Source organism: Siminovitchia fortis, from assembly GCF_003605365.2.
GTDB lineage: Bacteria > Bacillota > Bacilli > Bacillales > Bacillaceae_C > Siminovitchia > Siminovitchia fortis.
In genome coordinates, this window is the sequence record NZ_QYTU02000011.1 from 39,765 (window position 1) to 57,194 (window position 17,430).

The following is a 17,430-nucleotide window of genomic DNA, read 5'->3' on the forward strand; positions in this document are numbered from 1 at the left end:
TTTCAGCGTTTCACTTGGTGTCATTCAATCGGATTGCTTGTACAATGCTTAAGCAACAGCTTTACTTTTTTTCGGCAGTAGAAGTACCAAAAAGAAACTGATGATACCAAACACAAGCACCGCTATATATACGGAATGCAATGAATGGGACAGTCCCTCCTGCAACAAGTGCTTGACCGATTCGCCCAATTCAGCCCGATGTTCCTCGGTAAGCAGCATATTAGTGGAGTCCAGCGTAAGGTTTTGGCCTGTTTTGCCTCCATGTTCCGCAAAATAACGGAGGATCTGGCCATTGAGAATTCCGCCTAGCAAAGCCGCACCTACAGTATTCCCCAAGTTTCTCATAAACATATTGGCTGCGGTCGTGATACCGCGCTGTTTCCAACCAACTGCCCCTTGTATAAGCACAATAAACGAGGTGCTTGTAAGCCCCATTCCGACTCCTACACAAAATGAGGAAAAAGCAGCCCCTATTGGCCCGGCCGACGGTACAATCGTAACGAACAAGCCACCGCCGGCGACAAGAAAAATGCCGCCGATAAAGGAGGTGGAACGATAGCCAATTTTTATGATCAATTTGCCGGCGGCTGTTGATGCCAAAGGCCAGCCGATGGACATCGCAGTCAAAGTGAACCCGGCAATTGTTGCACTTTTTTCCATCACTCCTTGTACATATGCGGGTAAAAAGCTTGATATCCCTATCAGCATCAACCCTGTTGTAAAAGAGACAAGATTGGCGACCAAAATGGGCCGGATTTTCCAGATTTCAAGCGGCACCATAGGTTCGGCAGCCCTTTTCTCTTGTAAAATAAACATCAGGAAAGCGGCGGCTGCAATAACTGCAAGTGCTATTACCTGAGGAGAGGACCAGGAGAATCGGACGCCCCCCTCCACTAAAATGATCATGAAAAATGAAATGGCTACAGTCAGGAGTCCGGCACCGGCATAATCGATATCCGGTTTCTTTTTCTCAATCGTTTCATGCAAAAAAAGCCAAATACCGATAATGGACAGGGCTCCTAACGGAATGCTTACCCAAAAAACCCATCTCCAGCTTAAATACTCTACAAGGAGACCACCCACTGCCGGCCCCATGATTGCAGAGATTCCCCAGACACTTGATAAATATCCCTGCACTTGGGCACGTTCCTCAGCTGTATAAATATCTCCGACTATCGTTGTTGCGATCGGCATGACAGCCCCGGCACCCAGCCCCTGAATGAGCCTAAAGATAATAAGCTGCTTCATGGACCCCGAAACGCCGCATAAAAATGATCCGATCAAAAATATACTGACCCCTATCGTTAAAATCGGCTTTCTTCCATATAAATCCGACAGTTTCCCATAAATAAGGACCGTAACTGTATTCATTAATAAAAATGCGGAGAAAACCCAGCTGTAGTGGGCAAATCCTCCTAAATCCCCTATGATGGCCGGCATAGCGGTGGCAACAATCGTCGCTTCAACGGCCCCGATGAACATTGCCAGCATAACAGATGCAAGTACATACGGGCGTTTCGTACGGTTTGGAATGTTTTTGGCCATCTCCCCCATTATCCCACTCCTCGTATTAAAATAAAAAAATTGGGCTCCCGATGAAAGGGAGCCTCCTTTTTAAACATTTTTACATTAAAGTTGCAATTTTAGCTCTTTCAATAGGGCTCTTCTTGTAACAATGCCTTCAAAGTATCCCTCTTCGTCAAGAACACATAAAAAAGGGTGGTCGATCAGCAGGCCCACTGCTTTTTTAAAATGATCATGGAGCATAACAATCGGAATATTTACAGCCATGACATCCTCGACTTTTTTATCACTGAGCTTTTCGAATTCGATCCTTTCCAACCCAAGGATTGATTCTGTAATGATAGCAGAACTGATTAAACCGTGTAATTTAAAGCGGGCATCAAGCACCGGGATTGCAGAATAGCCGCTCTTTGTCAAAACAAGCAAAGCATGCTCTAAATTATTTCCTACTTGCACATGGGCCACTTTTTCAGACGGAATCATGTAGTCACTGATTTTCGGTTCTGTATACGCCTGACTTTTCAAGGAAATCATTTTTAAACTCCCTCATCTCTTTACAAAATCATTCTAATATCATTTTACCATAAATTTAGAAAAGGGAAACAAATCTGTGATATGAAAAATCTTTTTATAACAAAAGGCGAGGCGGCTTAAAGGTGAAAAGGCTTCCGCTTCAAGGAGCAAGCGGAAGGGAAAAAGTTTAACTTAATGCTTTTTCTTCTTGGACAATATCGAATATCTCTATAGCTGCAGCATCAATGTCATCAAATTGATATGTCTGCTTATTATCCTTATCGTACTCTTCCACTTCAAATGTTCCTGTGCCTGAAAAGTACTTCACTTGGCAGATGACTTTCCCGTTCACTTCAAACTGTCTTTGCGGAACGTCTTCTTGGCCCTCCATACTTTGCATTGTTTGCAGTCTTTGAATGATACCTAATAGTTGTGACATGTTTTAACCCCTTTCTTTGGGAAGACACACTTATTATAAAAGATGCCCCTTAGACAATGCAAATCGTTTTTTATTTGCGGAGGGTGCTGGTTTTCGAAAAAAATTAGACAGGATGGGCCTGCCTCTGAGTAATTTCCCGGGGAGGCCGCTTTTCAAACCACCCCGGAAGCCTTTTTCGCAAAAAATTTTCTTATTGATCTTCCTTTATATTCAACAATGACTCGTTCAGTTTTTTTAGAGACCTGATGATTGTTTTCTTTCGGTTATATCCTTTGACGTTGACGGAAACTCCGTTCATGCTTGTATTCACTTTACCCCATGAACCGTAAGGCTTGAAACCGTAAATATAAATTTTGATGATACCTGATTTTGAAGGCAGGAAAACAGCTTCATAATCTTTGTTTTTTTTCATTTCTGCATCTCCTTCCTTGCAAGCTCTCTTGGCTATATGTCAATTAATCATTGTAAATTTCCCTTTCACTGACAAAGTTAATATACACCTGGGATGCTCCGTTTTCAAGTAAAAATTCCGCAGGTTTTCATCTTTAACAAGGCACGTCTTTTCATTCCAGACGCATAATGATATAATTATATGTAAATTTCATCATTTAAAGAAAGGAGAGCCCATTTGTGGATCAGGAAACCAGAAGAACAGCTCCACTGGAACCGACAATCGAGAACTTGTCACAAGCTATTTTCACGGTCAACAGACACGCAAAGACAGCCCTTAATCCGAAATTCCTTTACAGCCTGAAAAAACAGGCGCTTGAAAAAATGATCAGGGAAAAGAAAGCATCCAAAGCAGGGCTGCATTTTTCAAGAAACCCGAGATTCAGCCAACAGCAATCGGATGTTTTAGTCAAATGCGGCGATTATACATTTCATATTCCGCCTACAAAGGAAGATTTTGAACAATTACCTCATTTAGGCCATCTTGATCAACATTCCCGCAATCCAAAAACATGCATGTCGCTAAGTAAAGCGAAACAACTCCTTCAAGAATATACCGGTCTCAAAGAACCCAGACAAGAACATCAAAAAAGAAAGCAGCAGAAGCCCGTGTTTAAAAAACTGGGTGACAGCTTTTTTTAATCGAATCCATGTGTCAGCAGCTTGATTCCGGCACACCGCTTGCATCCTTTTTGCTGTGTAATGTCCTTCTTAGCCCGTTCGAACCGCCGTATAGGGGACAGGCTTTGGCAAAAACAGTATTCTAGTTCTTATTACACCGTAAAGCCGCTGACTTTTTGTCAGCGGCTTTACGGGTTTACGGGGACTATCTCCAATATTTTATTAAGGCTTGTGTTCCACTGTCTTCCTCGCCCTTTTCCGCCAAAGTTTTATACATCTTTTCGGCAAGCGCAAGACCAGGCAACTCCAATCCCATTTTCTTCGCTTCATCAAGGGCGATTCCCATGTCTTTTATAAAATGTTTGATAAAAAACCCTGGTGAAAAGTCATCCTTCAATACCCGCGGAATGAGATTCGACATGGACCAGCTTCCTGCTGCTCCTGTACTGATGGATGAGAGCATTTTCTCAGGATCAAGACCGGCCTTTTGCGCGTATACGAGGGCTTCGGTTACACCAATCATGTTGGACGCAATCGCTATTTGATTGCACATCTTCGTATGCTGGCCTGCTCCTGCTTCTCCCTGGAATACTATATTATTGCCAAGTACCGCAAAAATGGGGCGGACTTCATTAAAGGCCTCTTCGGTTCCTCCGGCCATGATGGAAAGGGTTCCGTTTTTGGCACCTATATCCCCTCCTGAAACAGGTGCATCCAAAGCATCCATTCCAAGCTTCTCCGCTTCTTCAAAGATTTTTTTGGCCATCGTCGGAGTGGAAGTCGTCATATCAATGACAATTTTTCCTTTACCCGCTCCTGCAAAAATTCCGTTGTCATCAAAATACACGCTTTCTACGTCGTGTGGATAGCCCACCATTGTAATAATGACATCTGTTTCTTCAGCAACTTCTTTAGGTGACGCTTTCCAGTGTGCCCCTTCCGAAAGCAAATCTTCAGCTTTCTCCTTTGTGCGGGTATAGATGAAGACGGGATAACCGTTCTTCATTAAATTGCGAACCATCGCCTTCCCCATGACACCGATTCCAATAAAACCGATTTTTTTCTCCATTAGCTGAACAGCCTCCCTTTTAAATGGACCTTAGTTTTCCGCCGTCTACCACAAATGTGCTGCCTGTCATATATGTATTTCCTTCTGAAGCAAGAAAAACGACAACTTTTGCAAATTCCTCCGGCTTTCCGTCCCTTCCAAGAGGAATGTCCTTCTTTGACCGTGCTTTTATCTCATCTACGGAGACCCCTTCCCTTTGGGCATGCGCCTCATCCAGATGCTCTACTCTTTCGGTTGCAATTCTTCCGGGGCCCACCGTATTTACAAGAATATTATACTTGGCAAATTCATCTGCAATCGTTTTTGAAAGACCCACGATACCCAGCCTGAATGTATTGGACAAAATCAGTCCGGGAATGGGTTCCCTGATCGAAGAAGAAGCGATATTTATGATTCTGCCGCCCTTTTCTTTTAAAAATGGGAGCGCTTCCCGAATCACCCTGATATATGATAGCAGGTTCAGCTCAAATGAACGCTGCCAATCCTGATCATTCAAATCTTCGAAACTTCCGGCCGGCGGTCCGCCGGCATTATTAATCAATATATCGATTCTTCCGAACACATCAACTGTATGCTTGACTGTGCGCCTGATATCGTCGGGATTGGTGATGTCACAGCGTATGTATTCCACCTTGCCGCCCTGTAAGCGATTAAGCTCATTCGCCACTTGTTTCAACTGATCCTCGCTCCGGCTGGCAATCATGACGTCTGTTCCTTCCCGGACAAACTGTTCAGCGATGGCTTTTCCCAAACCTTGGCTGGAAGCCATAACAAGGGCCTTTTTATCTTTCAAACCCAAATCCAAATCTCTCATCTCCTTTTCCCTTCATTCCTGTCACAAGTATAGCACAAGAATCAACCTGCAATCGCCTGAATATACCCGGCAAACAGTAGAGGAATTCCGGATTAGGAAAACGTGAAGCTTAGCTGCGGTAACCTGGAAGATCACATAAAAAAAGGAAGACACAAAGTCTTCCAATAAAAGGGGGAAAAATGAGATTGACATGACTACTAGAAAATTCCAATCAGCCATGATTAGTATTTTATTACCCAAAACTTGACCAAATAACCTCTTTTTTTAAAATTTTTTTATTTCATTTTTGTTACAACATCCGTGCATGTGTACATGGAAGGAACCGTTATTATTTTTACGATTGCACTTTTATTAAAAATAGTGCAAACTAGATAAAAAATAAAGGGGAGAAGCCAATGAAAATTGCTAAAGTCGGTGACCTCATTGAATTCAAGGACGGCCTTAGAGGAATAGTTGAAAAAATAAATGAAAACTCGGTAATTGTAGACTTGACATATATGAAAAATTACCGTGATCTCGAACTGGAAGAAAAAACTGTCATTAACCATAAAAACTATAAAATTATTAATGAATCAGTCAAGCTTTGAAACAACGCGCAGGCGTACAAGTTGAAGAACAAAAGCGCTAACGCGCCCTTAAACACGTCCCAAGTGTAGATGAATCACTTGGGACTTTTTCTCGCTTCTATCATAGTGCCATTGCAGTAAGGACAATGAATTTCTACTTCTTCCCCTTTATTCAAATCCACACTAAATTCACCGATAATGTACTCAGGAACGTCATCGGTTTTTTTACAATCTATACATTTGAATAGTACGGTTACTATTTCTTCATCAAAGCGCAATGGATCATCCTCATTTAACCAATCCAAATCAGACGACTCACCCTGGCCTTTTTTGATAGGGGATACCATATTTCCTACATCTCTCCTTTTCTATGTCTTCCATATAATGATAAATCCATCCGTAATCTTTATGCCATATACCTACCAGATCCATCTCTCCCTGACAATGTGGACATTGAAGAGGGTCTTGTTCGAAAGATTCCATCATACGTTCACGATATGACTTCTTTTTACGTTTGGTTTCCAATAATAGTGAAATTTGCTTCGTTCTCATGAATGCATGTAAGCTTAATATTTGCTGAGCTTTATAATGGGATCTCCTACTATATAACCCATATCTACCAACCATTCGAAAATGTTTTGGCGGAATATGTTGAAGAAGTTCAAATATAAATTTATATACAGGTACTTTTTTATCTATCCGTTTACCAGTACGGTGATCTTCATACCAATATTGAACTTCATCTCCGTCATATTCCACAACGCGGTATTCCGCGATTGCTGGTCGTGCTAAATATCGGCCTATGTATTTAGCTACACTTTTCGCATTCTTCATCTTTTTTTCTGCATTTACATAAAACCCTTTAGGATACCTTTGGAATAAATCATTAATCAATTCTTTGACTTTTAGGTCCCTCGGAAACCATTTTTTCAATAGACCTAATACAATCTTTTGCCATGATTTTCTTAAATACTCATAAGGGATAAAGGGAGTAGATACCCATTTATTTTGGTTATCCAATGCCCCTTCCGTAACAAGAGCGTGTATATGGGGGTTAAAAGTCAGATCACGTCCAAACGTATGGATAACTGTAATGACACCTGAACGTAGTCCTCTTTCTTTATTTCTTTGATCATGATGATATTGAAATACATCTGAAACTTGTTTACTTAGCTCATTTAACTTTTTCCGGTCATTATAAAATAACTTCCGTAATTCTTTAGGAATAGTGAATACCATATGGCGATGGGGAACATCAAAGATCATTTCCTGTTGTTTATCTGCCCAGTCATCTGTATACTTTTTTCCGCAACGATGACAAAACCTACTTTTACAAGTAAAGCAGACAAATTTAGGGTTAGGATTTTCACATCCTAAACATTCATAACGGGCATAACCTATATCCTTGGATCCGCAACTTATCGTTTTCTCCACTGTTTCTTTTATATCTTCTCGATAACTTTCTGGAAATCGATTAGAATGCAGATACCAAAATCCCGCAAAATGTTCTTTTAGAATTTGTTTTATTACCCCGGAACCCTTAGCCATTTTTATTACTCCTTAAAGTGTTGCTTGAATTGTACCACAAGAAGTTATCCACAACTGCAGAATTTTATAATTTCCTATACAAGAACAAAGGCGCAAGCGCCTGTTTATCGACGTACAGACTGAAATGCGGAAGACGGCCGTTTAGGGGCGACAAGCGCTGGCCGCCGACAAACGCCACATCCTGTGGCGTCGGTGGCACTAGGACATCCTGTCCGTCGGAGGGCAAACCTGTGAAGTCGTTCTTTGACTTCATTGGTTTGACCGAAGCGACCTCGAGCCCCTGCCGTCTGAAGCTAGACACTGGAGCGCTTCTGACGAGATAAAGGATAAGGAAAGCCGGAGAGTGCCTGCTTATCGGCGCAAAGCTAGACTACGCTTGCGAAGGCGTAGTTTGCCTTCAGCAGCGATTGGCTTAATCCTTGCGCCGATGGCACTCGCAGCCGGACAACACGCGCAGCGGAGCGATGTTGACTTATCGTAGGAAAGCTACTACTTGAGATGGCTTCGTGTGATGCTTCCTTGAGTTGGGGTCGTGCAGCTTTGCTATGATGTTCGCCTACGCCTCCTAGAGTAAGCTGCGCCGCAGGAGCACTTTAAGTGTGAAGTCTGCTAGTCGATAGGCGCTGGCCGCCTTAAAGCGCCACGTCCTGTGGCGCCGGCGGCACTAGGACCTCCTGTCCGTCGGAGCCGGACTCAGCACTGAGTGACAAATAAGTTACTTACAACCTGAGCATTTTATAATACGCTAAACAATTAAAAAAGCAAGCGAATATGCTTGCTTTTTTAGCTTGCCTTCTCCCCATTCATATATCTATCGAAAACCGCAGTTTTGCCGGAGTATGATTGGAAGAATACTCTTTTTTCCGTTAGAATGAATTCATATTCTCAAAAGGTTATAGAAATTAGGAAAGGAACCAAACCTGCTGCATGTTTAAAAAATGGGTTGACTTAAAATTAATCGGAGGCATATTCTTTGCTTTCCTGCTCATCTATGTCACGTTCGACAGAAAAGATGTATTTTGGTATTTATATACGGCCACTCTCTTATTTTTAATCAGCTATACAATCGTAAATGAACAGCTTGACGATGAAGTGCCGGCAAAGGACTATATCAAACACGGGCTTTGGTCGGGAATTTCCCTTTATTTGCTGTTTTTTGCTGGGAACCGGATATTATCCGTTTTGCCGGGCTCATTGGACAGCCAGGTTGCATCGCTATTCAACTTTTTTTCTTTTAAATTCATTTGGCATTACCTCGTCCTTATTTTTATCATGATTCCCGGAGAAGAAATCTTTTGGAGAGGGTTTGTCCTTAAAAGGATGACAAGACTGCTAAGCCCTGCAGCAGCCGTAATCGGCGCCGCCTTGCTGAATGGAGCAGGCTTTTTCCTCTCAGGATATCCCATATTGGCCTTAGCCGCTTTCGTGAGCGGCCTCGTCTGGGGAACCTTGTATTTATGGAAACGGAGCATACCTCTTGTCATTTTTTCACATTTGACGTTTGACCTGTTATTATTGATGATCTTCCCTTTATATTAGGCAAATCATATTTTGAAAAACATTATACAGGAGGCCATTAAAATGAAAAAAATGAAGTTATTATTCATCTTCCTGCTTGCCGCTGCCATGCTTTCAGCCTGCGGGACAACAAAAAAAGAGCAAAATGCCGGAAGCGGCGGCAGTGATGGAAAAGAAAACACCGAAACTGCAGACGATGGCACCAGCAAACAACAGGACGATGAAGGCAAATCCGATGATGAATCCCCAGATGGACAAGATCAAAAAGAAAATGAAACCGGGAGCGGATCAGACAAGATCCGTCTGATGGAAAAAAACCTCAATTATCAATGGAAAGGCGAGGAAAAAGAAGAAACGGCTTTTTTAAAGGAGAGCGACAATCAGGACTATTCCCTATACGTACTCCCGGACTATGAACTGACCGGCGAGGAACCGCGAAAAGATGTCCTCTACCTGAAAGAGAATGATACATTGTTTATGCGGATTGAGCTCCTTCCGGCTGACGCAGAATTAAATGATGAAATTGAAACAGCCAAATCGCAGCTTGAATCTGTCAGCTCCGATATAAAAGAGGCCAAGCCGCAAGGGCACGAGTGGCTGAAAGACGCAGCCGGCTTTACGGCTGATAATGGAAATGAAAAAGTCAGCGCATATCTCATCCCGCAAAAAGATTGGCTCCTGAAACTGACAATTTTTACACCCGTCAAAGAAGATGCGGAAGATCCTTTCTTAAAAATGGCCGAAACGATTGAAAAAAAGTGAAATAGACATAAGAAAAGCGTAAGGCGCGCAGCCTTAGGCGACAAGCACAAGGCAAATTTTGATGAGGGAGTTCTTCAGCCACCACAGCAATTTGACTTGATCCTTTCGCCGATGGCGCCTGGAGCTGGACAAAGAAAGGCTTCTTTTGAAAAAAATTTTCATATCAAGTTATACTTTCTTTCTTTTTTGCTAAAGCCCGGTGAGTGAATTCACCGGGCTTTATCCGGCTTGATCAACAGCAAAAATAAAAATCCGATGCTGATATACCCGAACAAAGGATATAAGATTTCCAACAAGGTCCCGTATTTGACAAGACTGATGACATAAACAACAGACAAAAGGCAAATATAGATCCAGAGGCTGTGGATAGGCAAATAACTCCGTATCTGCCTTTCCAGCCCGTACAAATTCCCGATCACCGATGTGAAAATCTCCCCATATATAATAAGAAGATATAAGAAATAAAGTGTGCCTGCTGTCCCTTCTACAATCACTGCCATTGGGATGTCAAAACTTGCGGGATCAGACAGCGTTCCAAGTGATATGTGGCTTGATGAAAGAATGACAGTGAGCAGCAGGCCGCCGATCACCCCTCCCCTTTTTACAGCGGAACGGTCCTTGATCTCTGCAGCCATCGGCACCAGAACCGCCTGGGCCAAGGCAAGGTTAAATGCGGCATATGAAAAAGCCGACAAGACTGCTTTCCCTCCTTCTTCCCACCCTGATGAAACCACAGGTGCAAAAACCCGGCTGCCTGTATTCATCACCAGGAGCATAACAAGGAAATTGAAAACAACCATCATCGGGACAACAAATGTATTGACCGCAAACAACCCTTTCACCCCGGCAGCCATGACAATAAGTGTAAGAATTACTGTAAAGACCAAGCCTGTACGCTGCGGCAGCCTAAGCTGTTCCGTAAACAATGCCTCCGCACCGGATAGCATGACAGCACATACTCCCGTCAGCATGAGCATTAAAAAAATGTTCATGACCAAAGCGAGGCGGCGCCCAAACAAATATTCATTCAATTGCTCAAAGGACTTTGCCCTGATATCAATCGCGACAAGCATGATTTTAGAACCCAGCACAATAAACAGGACACCCGCCAGAAAGATGGCGGCAGTGCCATAGAAACCGAAGCGTGTAAAAAATTCGACGATCTCGCGCCCCGTTGCAAATCCCGCTCCTACTATTGTTCCCACATAGACTGAAGCGACCTGGAAAGCCTCTGACCATTTTCTCAACAGACACGCTCCTTTCCCCTCCTTTTATCCATATGAGACAGGCCCAAAAAAAATAAATTTTTTTGATCAAATGGGTTGAAAGTCAAAAAAGGTCAGTGTATAATGAAATCACAAGGTCAAAGTTGGTCAAACAACTTACCTGTTTTTTAATCGCTAAATGGTCAAAAATGATCAAACTAAATAATGGAGGTTAGATGCATATGCTATGCAGCAAATGTAATCAAAGAAATGCTAACGTTCATCTCCACGTAAATATTAATGGACAAAAACAAACCTTGGCATTATGCTCCACCTGCTATGCCAATGAAAAACAAGCTCTGGGAGCAATGGGAGGATCCCCTTTCGGAAATCAATTCGGGGGATTTGATGACTTTTTCAAAGGATTCCCGGGTGCAGGAGAAAATATATTTAATCCAAACATGAATGGAAAAGTCCAGGAAAGGACCGCTGGAGGACATGGCGGGGGATTCTTAGATCAGTTCGGCCGCAACTTGAATGATGCAGCCAAAGCGGGATTGATCGATCCTGTCATTGGACGTGACGAGGAAATCAACCGGGTCATCGAGATATTGAACCGCAGGAACAAAAACAATCCTGTTTTGATCGGTGAGCCGGGTGTTGGTAAAACTGCTATCGCCGAAGGCCTCGCCTTAAAGATTATCGAAGGCAGTGTACCTTCCAAATTAAAGAACAAGGAAGTTTATTTGCTGGATGTTGCTTCTCTCGTTGCCAATACAGGCATCAGAGGACAATTCGAAGAGCGGATGAAGCAGCTGATCGCTGAACTTCAAAAACGCAAAAACATCTTGCTATTTATCGACGAGATTCACTTGCTTGTCGGTGCCGGATCGGCCGAAGGCTCCATGGATGCCGGCAACATTTTGAAACCGGCGTTGGCCAGAGGTGAGCTGCAAGTCATCGGGGCCACTACTTTAAAAGAGTACCGTCAAATTGAAAAAGACGCGGCATTGGAAAGACGGTTCCAGCCGGTGCAAGTCGGCGAACCAAGCAGGGAAAAAGCGCTGGAAATTTTAAAAGGCTTGAAAGACAAATATGAAAGCTTTCATGAAGTGACTTACACAGACGAAGCAATCAATGCATGCGTCGACTTGTCAAGCCGCTACATCCAGGATCGCTTCCTGCCGGACAAAGCCATTGACTTGATGGACGAAGCAGGTTCCAAGTTAAACTTGATGATCAATGAACCAAGCAAGGAAGAAGCACAGCGGCGTTACGCTGAAGTGGAAAAAGAAAAACAGGCGGCACTTGCCAAAGAAGATTATGAAACTGCCGCAAAACTCCGCGACGAAGAAGCGGAGTTGGAGAAAATATTGAATGAGGGCTCAGCCGGACCACGGATGGTTGTGGATGTTAAGCATATCCAGGACATCATCGCTGTGAAAACAGGAATTCCAGTCGGAAAGCTTGAGTCGGATGAACAAAAGAAAATGAAAAAACTTGCTGACAATCTATCTTCCAAAGTAATCGGCCAGGAAGAAGCGGTTCAAAAAGTGGCCAAAGCCATCCGCCGCAGCCGCGCCGGTTTGAAGGCGAAAAACCGCCCGATCGGATCATTCCTTTTCGTAGGACCGACAGGAGTAGGTAAAACAGAATTGACTAAAGTATTGGCCGAGGAACTTTTCGGAACAAAAGATGCCTATATCCGCCTGGACATGAGCGAATATATGGAAAAACACAGCGTATCCAAGTTGATTGGATCTCCTCCAGGATATGTGGGACACGAGGAAGCCGGACAATTGACTGAAAGAGTGCGCCGCAATCCGTACAGCATCATCTTGCTTGATGAGATTGAAAAAGCACATCCAGATGTACAGCATATGTTCCTGCAGATTTTGGAAGACGGCCGTCTGACAGACAGCCAGGGCAGAACAGTGAGCTTCAAAGATACTGTTATCATTATGACAAGCAATGCCGGAACAGGCGTAAAAGAGATCAAAGTCGGATTTGATAAAAGCGATGCACTAAAAGAGACGAGCATCCTCGATTCACTCGGATCTTTCTTTAAGCCGGAATTCCTCAACCGTTTCGACGGAATTGTAGAATTCCACAAGCTGGAGAAAGAACACTTATTGAAAATTGTAGATCTTCTGCTCCGGGAAATGTCCGATACTTTGGCTGAACAAGGCTTGTCCATTGACATCTCAGGCGAAGTGAAAGAAAAATTAACGGACCTTGGATATCATCCACAGTTTGGTGCACGCCCGCTGCGCCGTGCGATCCAGGAACAGCTTGAAGATCAAATCGCAGATTTCATCTTGGAAAATGAAGACGCCGAGCAGCTTCAAGCTGTCGTGGAGAACGATAAAATCATCGTAAAACAAAAAGAGATTGCCTAATTGGGCAGTCTCTTTTTTTCATTTATTCAGTTTTCATGATGATTGTACATGTCTTGCAGGATACGGTTTTGAGAATATTACAAACGATTGTTTGCGGCTTTGGTTTGTTGTCTTAGCAGAGGGTGTCGATTGAAAATTATGATAATAATCGTTTAAAAGCTGGTCAAGTTCACGGCTGCAGGTAATCGTTTCATCTGCGCTCAATCCGTATTTTTCGCCTAGAATGAACATTTCTTCCCGTTTTCGTTGAATCTTTGCCAAAAAAGTGCTTTGATCCTTACTGCTGTTGCACATGTGTTACTTACCTCCGCCATCCATTCTTTTCAACTTTTCTATTATCTCAAAACTACACATCAATGTAAATAAATATCCAGAAGTTGACACTATTCGGACAAAAATAAGATTATTTTTTCATATTGATCATAGAGCACCTTCCAATTTTAACAGAAGTTCCTTTTTGTTGACTTGATTCCCCGCATAACCTGTTAATTTGCTATTTTTTCCAATCACCCGATGGCATGGGATCAATATCGGCAATCGGTTGGCCCTGTTTGCCTGTCCAACCGCTCTCACTGCTTTTTCATTTTGTATGGAAGCTGCGATTTCAGCATATGTCCGGGTTTCTCCATAAGGAATTTCCAACAGACTATTCCACACAGCTTTCTGGAAGTCCGTTCCTTCAGGAGAAAGAGGAACAGAAAATTCCCGCCTTTTACCATGGAAATAATCTGATAATTGATTGGCAGCCTCTCGTAGAATCGGATGATCCCTTCCTTCCTTCATATTGTTTTTTACCGATTCCGGAACATCATCCATTTTAAAATAAATACCTGTCATTCCATAATCTGCAGCGGTTAGAAATAGTTTACCTATTGAACTGTCCATCTCTGTATAATAAAATTTGTTTGTTGTAAAATTTCTGTCCATTGTATTAGCCTCCTTATCCACTTATATTACTTTTTTATTTGTTACAAAAACGTAATGTTTGTGAATGCGTATAAAGGGAAAATGCATAGTGACTAACTTGGTATGTAGGTGATCACTGATGAAAAAAAGAGATTATTATTTTGACAACGCCAAAATCCTGTTGATTTTTCTGGTCGTATTTGGGCACTTCCTTCAATCCTATATTGAAACAAGTTCGTTTATTTCCTTTTTATATAAATTCATATACACATTTCATATGCCCGCGTTTATTCTGATTTCGGGTTTCTTTGCCAAAGGCATTTATGAAAAGGGCTATATTGCCAAAATCACCAAAAAACTGATTCTGCCCTATATTTTATTCCAAATTGCCTACGCCGTATTTTACTATTTTTTGCACAGCAAAGATACCTTTAAACTGGAACTTTTTCAGCCGCATTGGTCCCTTTGGTTTTTAATCAGCCTTTTTTGCTGGAATATATTGCTGTTGGCCTTTAGCCGCATGAAACCCGGAATTGCTTTGGCCATCACTCTTTTGGCCGGTCTTGGAGCAGGCTACTTTGACTGGATTTCAACTTATTTCAGCCTGTCGAGAACCATTGTCTTCTTTCCGTTTTTCTTAACAGGTTATTTTTTAAGCAAAAAAGATTTCAAGAAACTCATCCAGCCAAAGGCAAAAGTTGCCGCGCTCATTGTCATGTTTATCGTAGCCGTCGGCATCCTATGTTTCCCTGACCTGAATGAAAAGTGGTTCTTTGGTTCAAAAGCATATAGTGAATTTCATAGCGCGGAGATTTTTGGAATATTACAGCGGGCGGGAATATACATGGTCCAATTTGCGATGACTGCATGTTTTTTTGCATTTGTTCCTCGCAGGCAATTCTTCTTTACGAACTGGGGAAGAAATACACTGTACGTCTATTTGCTGCACGGATTCATTGTACGTACATTTAGGGGAAGTGGCCTTGAGGATTACGTAGATCAAGTGCAGGCATTACCTTTATTATTAATAGTCAGTCTTCTGTTGACCGCTCTCCTTTCGAGTAAATTTGTAACGAGCCTCACCCAGCCGATTATAGAAATGAAGTGGTCAAAGTTAAAGCATGCTGCAAACCGGCTGCGGAATGAATACAGTTCACTTTGATGGAGCGATTGATTCGCTCTTTTTTTATTCATCTTTTACCTAAATTCGCTATAGTTCGAAAAATTCCTGCTTTTCTTATCACAAATTGTAGTTTTCTTTTTTCTTCGATAAAATGGATAAAGTAGTGAAGAAAAAAGGAGCTGCGAACGAAATGAAAGTAATCGCAAGTACGCTTAATGCGAAGTTTATCCATACAAATTTGGCCATACGCTACTTAAAGGCGTATGCGGCCCCTGATCATGATATTGAAATTGCTGAGTACACGATCAATGATCCCGCCTTAAATATAGTGACGGACCTATTTGCCAAAAAGCCTGATGTCGTCGGCTTCAGCTGCTATATTTGGAATATAGAACAAACGGTCAAAGTGATTCAGATCATGCGCAAAATCATGCCCAATGTCAAAATTGTCCTGGGAGGCCCGGAAGTTTCCTATGATGTGGTTTATTGGCTGCAACGCTTAAATGAAATCGACTTTATCGTTATCGGGGAAGGTGAAGAAACATTCAAGGTGCTCCTTGACGCATTTAAAAATGGAACGAATACCGATGATATTAAAGGCATTGGTTTTATGAAAGACGGAAAACCTGTCATTAACCCGATAAGAGACAAAGTCGACCTTCGGGAGCTTCCCTCCCCTTTCCGCTTTCCGGAAGACAGGGACAATCTCTCCAAACGTGTCACCTATATTGAAACGAGCAGAGGCTGCCCATTCAGCTGCCAATTCTGCCTTTCATCCATTGAAGTGGGCGTGAGATATTTTAATAGGGACAAGATAAAAGACGACATCAGATATTTGATGGCTAATGGCGCAAAAACAATTAAATTTGTTGACCGCACATTTAATATAAGCCGAAGCTATGCCATGGAGATGTTCCAATTTTTGATCGATGAGCATGTGCCGGGCACTGTTTTTCAATTTGAAATTACGGGTGACATCATGCGCCCGGAAGTCATCGACTTTTTAAATAAAAATGCACCTCCGGGGTTATTTCGTTTTGAAATCGGTGTGCAATCCACGAATGATCTGACAAATGAGCTGGTAAAAAGACGGCAGAATTTTGAAAAGCTGACAAGGACAGTGACAATGGTCAAAGAAGGCGGAAAAATCCTTCAGCACCTTGATTTGATCGCCGGACTTCCGGAAGAAGATTACCATTCCTTCCGAAAGACATTTAATGATGTATTCGCCTTAAGACCGGAAGAACTTCAGCTCGGATTTTTAAAAATGCTGCGCGGTACAGGATTAAGGATATCTGCCAAACAGTTCGGTTATGTCTATATGGACCATTCCCCTTATGAAATTCTGCAAAATAATGTACTTAGTTTTGAAGATGTCATGAAAATCAAGCAGGTGGAAGATGTTCTGGAAAAATACTGGAATGACCATAGAATGGATCATGCAGTGGACTATATCACATCCTCCTGTTTTGATACTCCTTTTGATTTCTTCCAGAACTTCGGTTCTTACTGGGACGAACAGGGATGGTCAAGAATCGGGCATCAGCTTGAAGACCTCTATAAAAGGCTAATTCAGTTTTTGAATGAAAAAGAAATCCGGAACAGGGAGCTGGCTGAGGGGTTGATGAAATATGACTATTTGCTGAACCACCGTTATAAACCAAGAAAAGCCTGGTGGGACAGCTCTTCTTCTTTGAGCAAGGAGGAGCGCTCCGGACTTTATTCCGCCGTTAATGAAAACAGCACCCTGGCAGGCCAGGCGTTTTCCGGACTCAGATTGAACGAGCGTGACCTTTACAAGCATACTGTGATTGAAAAGTTCCCATTTTTGCTGGGAGAATATATGGAATCCGGAAAGATCATACCACAGGATTCCTACGGGCTGGTTTATTTCGACCCTTCCAGCGGAAAATCTTCATTTTATCCATTAAATATGGGGAGTTTATCAAAATTAGCGTAAAAATTAGTCATCA

Annotated in this window: 17 protein-coding genes and 1 pseudogene; 7 read left to right on the plus strand and 11 right to left on the minus strand. The window is 42.4% G+C overall.

Annotation, left to right across the window (positions count from 1 at the left end; all coding sequences use genetic code 11):
• Positions 1-48 precede the first annotated feature (48 nt).
• The 4 genes from D4N35_RS06940 to D4N35_RS06955 all read right to left on the minus strand — a co-directional run bounded on the left by D4N35_RS06940 (position 49) and on the right by D4N35_RS06955 (position 2,888).
• Complete coding sequence (locus D4N35_RS06940; RefSeq protein WP_120071819.1) at positions 49-1,554, minus strand: MDR family MFS transporter; 1,506 nt, start codon at positions 1,552-1,554, stop codon at positions 49-51.
• A gap of 75 nt (positions 1,555-1,629) precedes the next feature.
• Complete coding sequence (gene cbpB, locus D4N35_RS06945) at positions 1,630-2,058, minus strand: cyclic-di-AMP-binding protein CbpB (RefSeq protein WP_120071821.1); 429 nt, start codon at positions 2,056-2,058, stop codon at positions 1,630-1,632.
• A gap of 166 nt (positions 2,059-2,224) precedes the next feature.
• A complete protein-coding gene (locus D4N35_RS06950) occupies positions 2,225-2,476 on the minus strand; it encodes a YkuJ family protein (RefSeq protein WP_120071823.1) in 252 nt (83 codons plus the stop codon).
• A gap of 190 nt (positions 2,477-2,666) precedes the next feature.
• Positions 2,667-2,888: a hypothetical protein gene (locus D4N35_RS06955; protein ID WP_120071825.1), complete on the minus strand. Its 222-nt coding sequence runs from the start codon at positions 2,886-2,888 to the stop codon at positions 2,667-2,669.
• A gap of 218 nt (positions 2,889-3,106) precedes the next feature.
• Here D4N35_RS06955 and D4N35_RS06960 point away from each other — a divergent pair, with 218 nt between their 5' ends.
• Entirely contained in the window at positions 3,107-3,568 is a 462-nt protein-coding gene (locus D4N35_RS06960) for a YkyB family protein (protein WP_120071827.1), read from the plus strand.
• A 184-nt stretch (positions 3,569-3,752) separates the two neighbouring features.
• On the opposite strand, the pseudogene D4N35_RS06965 reads toward D4N35_RS06960, so the two are convergent.
• Positions 3,753-4,619 (minus strand): annotated as a pseudogene (locus tag D4N35_RS06965) (NAD(P)-dependent oxidoreductase); the annotation flags it as partial.
• A gap of 16 nt (positions 4,620-4,635) precedes the next feature.
• On the minus strand, positions 4,636-5,421 hold the full coding sequence (locus D4N35_RS06970; protein ID WP_120071831.1) for an SDR family oxidoreductase: 786 nt from the start codon (positions 5,419-5,421) through the stop codon (positions 4,636-4,638).
• A 404-nt stretch (positions 5,422-5,825) separates the two neighbouring features.
• On the opposite strand from D4N35_RS06970, the gene D4N35_RS06975 reads away from it, so the two are divergent.
• On the plus strand, positions 5,826-6,017 hold the full coding sequence (locus D4N35_RS06975; RefSeq protein ID WP_120071833.1) for a YkvS family protein: 192 nt from the start codon (positions 5,826-5,828) through the stop codon (positions 6,015-6,017).
• A gap of 74 nt (positions 6,018-6,091) precedes the next feature.
• Here D4N35_RS06975 and D4N35_RS06980 read toward each other — a convergent pair whose 3' ends face one another.
• On the minus strand, positions 6,092-6,301 hold the full coding sequence (locus D4N35_RS06980; RefSeq protein ID WP_235870319.1) for a hypothetical protein: 210 nt from the start codon (positions 6,299-6,301) through the stop codon (positions 6,092-6,094).
• Positions 6,302-6,311: 10 nt separating this feature from the next.
• Positions 6,312-7,544 (minus strand): IS91 family transposase, encoded by a 1,233-nt coding sequence (locus tag D4N35_RS06985; RefSeq protein WP_120071837.1) that lies wholly within the window; start codon positions 7,542-7,544, stop codon positions 6,312-6,314.
• 927 nt (positions 7,545-8,471) lie between these two features.
• On the opposite strand from D4N35_RS06985, the gene D4N35_RS06990 reads away from it, so the two are divergent.
• Together D4N35_RS06990 and D4N35_RS06995 are read left to right on the plus strand one after the other, a co-directional pair.
• Positions 8,472-9,083, plus strand: coding sequence for a CPBP family intramembrane glutamic endopeptidase (locus D4N35_RS06990; RefSeq protein WP_120071839.1), 612 nt, complete (start codon positions 8,472-8,474; stop codon positions 9,081-9,083).
• 42 nt (positions 9,084-9,125) lie between these two features.
• Positions 9,126-9,824 carry a DUF8580 domain-containing lipoprotein gene (locus tag D4N35_RS06995; protein WP_120071841.1) on the plus strand — a complete coding sequence of 233 codons (699 nt, stop codon included), beginning with the start codon at positions 9,126-9,128 and terminating at the stop codon, positions 9,822-9,824.
• Positions 9,825-10,033: 209 nt separating this feature from the next.
• Here D4N35_RS06995 and D4N35_RS07000 read toward each other — a convergent pair whose 3' ends face one another.
• A complete protein-coding gene (locus D4N35_RS07000) occupies positions 10,034-11,071 on the minus strand; it encodes a YkvI family membrane protein (protein WP_120071843.1) in 1,038 nt (345 codons plus the stop codon).
• Between the two features lie 200 nt (positions 11,072-11,271).
• On the opposite strand from D4N35_RS07000, the gene D4N35_RS07005 reads away from it, so the two are divergent.
• The gene (locus tag D4N35_RS07005) at positions 11,272-13,428 is read left to right on the plus strand and encodes an ATP-dependent Clp protease ATP-binding subunit (protein ID WP_120071845.1); all 2,157 of its coding nucleotides are present in this window, start codon (positions 11,272-11,274) and stop codon (positions 13,426-13,428) included.
• Between the two features lie 33 nt (positions 13,429-13,461).
• On the opposite strand, the gene D4N35_RS07010 is transcribed toward D4N35_RS07005, so the two are convergent.
• Together D4N35_RS07010 and D4N35_RS07015 are read right to left on the minus strand one after the other, a co-directional pair.
• Positions 13,462-13,722, minus strand: a complete 261-nt coding sequence (locus D4N35_RS07010) for an aspartyl-phosphate phosphatase Spo0E family protein (protein ID WP_120071847.1) — start codon at positions 13,720-13,722, stop codon at positions 13,462-13,464.
• 126 nt (positions 13,723-13,848) lie between these two features.
• Complete coding sequence (locus tag D4N35_RS07015; RefSeq protein ID WP_208646277.1) at positions 13,849-14,355, minus strand: methylated-DNA--[protein]-cysteine S-methyltransferase; 507 nt, start codon at positions 14,353-14,355, stop codon at positions 13,849-13,851.
• 118 nt (positions 14,356-14,473) lie between these two features.
• On the opposite strand from D4N35_RS07015, the gene D4N35_RS07020 reads away from it, so the two are divergent.
• Positions 14,474-15,496: an acyltransferase family protein gene (locus D4N35_RS07020; RefSeq protein WP_120071849.1), complete on the plus strand. Its 1,023-nt coding sequence runs from the start codon at positions 14,474-14,476 to the stop codon at positions 15,494-15,496.
• 151 nt (positions 15,497-15,647) lie between these two features.
• Positions 15,648-17,417: a B12-binding domain-containing radical SAM protein gene (locus tag D4N35_RS07025; RefSeq protein ID WP_120071851.1), complete on the plus strand. Its 1,770-nt coding sequence runs from the start codon at positions 15,648-15,650 to the stop codon at positions 17,415-17,417.
• Positions 17,418-17,430 lie beyond the last annotated feature (13 nt).